The following is a 3,258-nucleotide window of genomic DNA, read 5'->3' on the forward strand; positions in this document are numbered from 1 at the left end:
AACCAGCTCGCAGGGTTCTTTGCCACCGGGGGTCGTGATCTCCTAATCGACATCGCAGCTAAGGCGATCACTGGGGCATAAGGCTGCTTGCTTTTCGCCGGCGGCTAACGGCTTCGGCATCTCGCACGGTCCTCTGCCGCGCATGCCGCCAAATTCTCAGTTTCACTGCACAAGTGCAACGGAAGTGCAGTCAAAACTGAGAACCTACATAGACATGTAGGTTCGCATTTTTTGCTGCATATGCCTGCCGCTCTGAACTGGCGTTATCCGTTTTGTCTCACATTGGCCGCACCGGGGTTTGTCTCACGAAACGCTTCTTTTCCTACGAGGCATGCCCGGTGATGGCGGCGGGAAGACGTTTCTCGTCGACCAACAACTGGTCAGAAATACGATGGCACGCTGGTAGCTGCGCTCCGAAGCGCCACCGGCCTGTTCGACTTATCGACCCTGCAAACTCGTTGCTGATCCAAAACGAGTCCTCGCTACTTTAGCCGTCTCGGAGCCTGCGACAGGCGGACGAACGGACCGGCGTATCAACGGGTAGGCCCAGCACGTCTCAGTAGGGGATCGATATCCGTCACAGCCCGTGGCACCAGGAGTCGGAATCCGGGGACATGGACCACAATGAACTTTCGGGATGCGCCGAGTCTCGGCGATCTGGTCGCTGTTGGGGACGGCAACTATAGTTGCGTCCCTGATAGTGGTGTAACGCGGATCGCGTGATCGTTTCCCGGTGTGTCGTTCGGGACGTGAGCGCGGTCACCGCGTGATCCTTCGAGTGAACCTTCCAAAGCACTCTCGAGAGGAACCATCACGATGACCGCTCCCCATATTCTGAACCCTGCCGCGTTGTTGGAGAAAGGTTTGGCCGATGCGTCGCCGGATCTGATGCGCACGCTGCTGGGCACGGTGCTCAACGCGCTGATGAGTGCCGACGCCGATGCGGTGTGTGGTGCCGAGTACGGCCAGGCCAGCACGCAACGGATCAATTCCCGCAACGGCTACCGCCACCGCGACCTGGACACCCGGGTCGGCACGATCGATGTGGCGATCCCCAAGCTACGTCAGGGCTCGTATTTCCCGGAATGGCTGCTGGAGCGCCGCAAACGCGCTGAGGCGGCACTGATTTCGGTGGTGGCGACCTGCTATCTGCTCGGGGTCTCCACCCGGCGGATGGACAAGCTGGTGGCCACGTTGGGGATCACCAGTTTGTCCAAGTCGCAGGTCTCGCGGATGGCGGCAGACCTTGATGGGCAGGTTGAGGCGTTTCGCACCCGCCCACTCGGCGAGGCGGGGCCGTTCACCTTCGTCGCGGCTGACGCGTTGACGATGAAAGTCCGCGAAGACGGGCGGGTGGTCAACGCTGTCGTGCTGGTGGCCACCGGCGTCAACGCCGACGGGCACCGTGAGGTGCTCGGGGTCAAAGTCGCCACCAGTGAGACCGGCCCGGCGTGGAACACCTTCTTCGCCGACCTGGTCGCCCGCGGCCTGCACGGCGTCCGGCTGGTCACCTCCGATGCCCACCGCGGCCTGATCGAGGCGATCGCGGCGAACTTGCCCGGCGCGGCGTGGCAACGCTGCCGAACCCATTACTCCGATCTTCTGGTTATGCCGACGTCGGGGTGGCCGGTGCTGGTAGGGACGTTTTCCGTGCTGCCGATATCGGCATAATCTCAGAGGGTTTCGGCGGACGCTTGATCTCCGTTATAGGAGAGGAGAGCGTCATGATTCATGTGTTGCGTTCGTTTGTGGTGGGACCGTTGGAGCCGTATGCGGCCGGGTTCGCCGCTGACCTGGAGCGGCAGGGCTATACAGCCAATTCGGCTGTCTGCCAGCTGGGTTGGATCGCGCATCTGAGTCGGTGGATGGCTGATCAGCGGATCGACGCGGTGGATCTGGCTCCGCCGATGATCGACCGGTATCTGGCGGCCCGCCACGCTGGCGGCCATCGCCGCCCCAAATCCGCGAAAGCGTTCGCGCCGTTGCTGATTCACCTTAGGAAGGCTGGGGTTGCGTCGAGTTCTGCGCCGATCGTGCTGACACCGGCCGAGGCCTTGTTGGACCGGTTCCAAGCCTATCTGTTCGGCGAGCGGGCAATGGGCGCTGCGTCGGTCCGCGGCTATGTCGACCATATCCGGCCATTCGTCGAACAGCACGTCGCCGGCGACGGCGGGCAGGGGTTGATCGCTATCGAAGCGGGTGACGTGAGCGGCTTCATTCGGGCTCGGGCGCCTGGGCAGGCACCCAAAACCACACAGCGGTTGGCCAGCGCGATGCGGGCATTGCTGCGGTTTTTGCACGTCGAAGGACTGACCGTGAAGTCGCTGTCTGAGGCCGTGCCGAGAGTCGCTTATCGCGATCCGGGGTTGCCCAAAGCGTTGAAGCCGGCTGAGGTGGCGGCCCTGCTAGCGGCGTGTGATCGGGGATCAGGCGCGGGTAGGCGCAACTTCGCGATGCTGCTGTTGATGTCGCGTGTCGGGTTGCGATGCGGTGAGGTCGCCGCGATGAAGCTGGACGATATCGATTGGCGGCGAGGAGAAATCATGGTCGTCGGCAAGGGTGGGCGTCGCGATCGTCTTCCTCTGCCGGTCGACGTTGGCGAGGCGATCGTGGACTACCTGCGGCACGATCGACCACCTGATGCTCTCGACCGCTACCTATTCATTCGGCGCCGGGCACCACGCCGGGGACTGGCCAGTGTCGGTGTCACCCAAGTGGTCGCCGAGGTCGCCTTGCGAGCCGGGCTGGGCGTCGTGCATGCCCATCGGCTGCGTCACAGCGCGGCCACCTCGATGTTGACTGCCGGTGCACCGCTGACCGAGATCGGCCAAGTGCTGCGTCACCGCCGACCATTGACCACCGCAATCTATGCGAAGGTCGACGTCGAAGGGCTTCGTGCACTGGCGCGGCCGTGGCCGGTTGGCGGCGCGTCATGACCGAGCTGCGCACTGCCTTGACCGACTATCTGGAGCTACGGCGGTCGTTGGGGTTCACGCTGCGACGCGACGCCAAGCTGCTGATCCAGTTCCTCGACTGGCTCGAGGGCCAGGACAAGCACACCATCACCGTTGCCGACGCGCTCGCGTGGGTTCGTTTGCCCGAGAACGCAAGCCCGAGCTGGTTACGGGCTCGTATGGGGCCGCTGCGGGGATTCGCGCCCTACCTGCACACACTCGATCCCGCCGTCGAGGTCCCTCCGCCCGGCCTGTTCGGCGGCCCACCCGCGCGGGCCGTGCCCTATCTGTATTCCGATACCGA

The 3,258-nt window shown here is 63.6% G+C and carries 1 protein-coding gene and 2 pseudogenes; all 3 read left to right on the forward strand.

The features are described from left to right. Positions 1-816 precede the first annotated feature (816 nt). Positions 817-1,635 (forward strand): annotated as a pseudogene (locus AC2VOU_RS01465) (IS256 family transposase); the annotation flags it as partial. Between the two features lie 89 nt (positions 1,636-1,724). Continuing rightward, positions 1,725-2,936, forward strand: coding sequence for a site-specific integrase (locus AC2VOU_RS01470; protein WP_486955754.1), 1,212 nt, complete (start codon positions 1,725-1,727; stop codon positions 2,934-2,936). Further along, positions 2,933-3,258: pseudogene (locus AC2VOU_RS01475) on the forward strand (tyrosine-type recombinase/integrase); the annotation flags it as partial. The gene AC2VOU_RS01470 and the pseudogene AC2VOU_RS01475, both read left to right, overlap by 4 nt.

This window comes from Mycobacterium sp. TH-M25 (genome assembly GCF_057473665.1).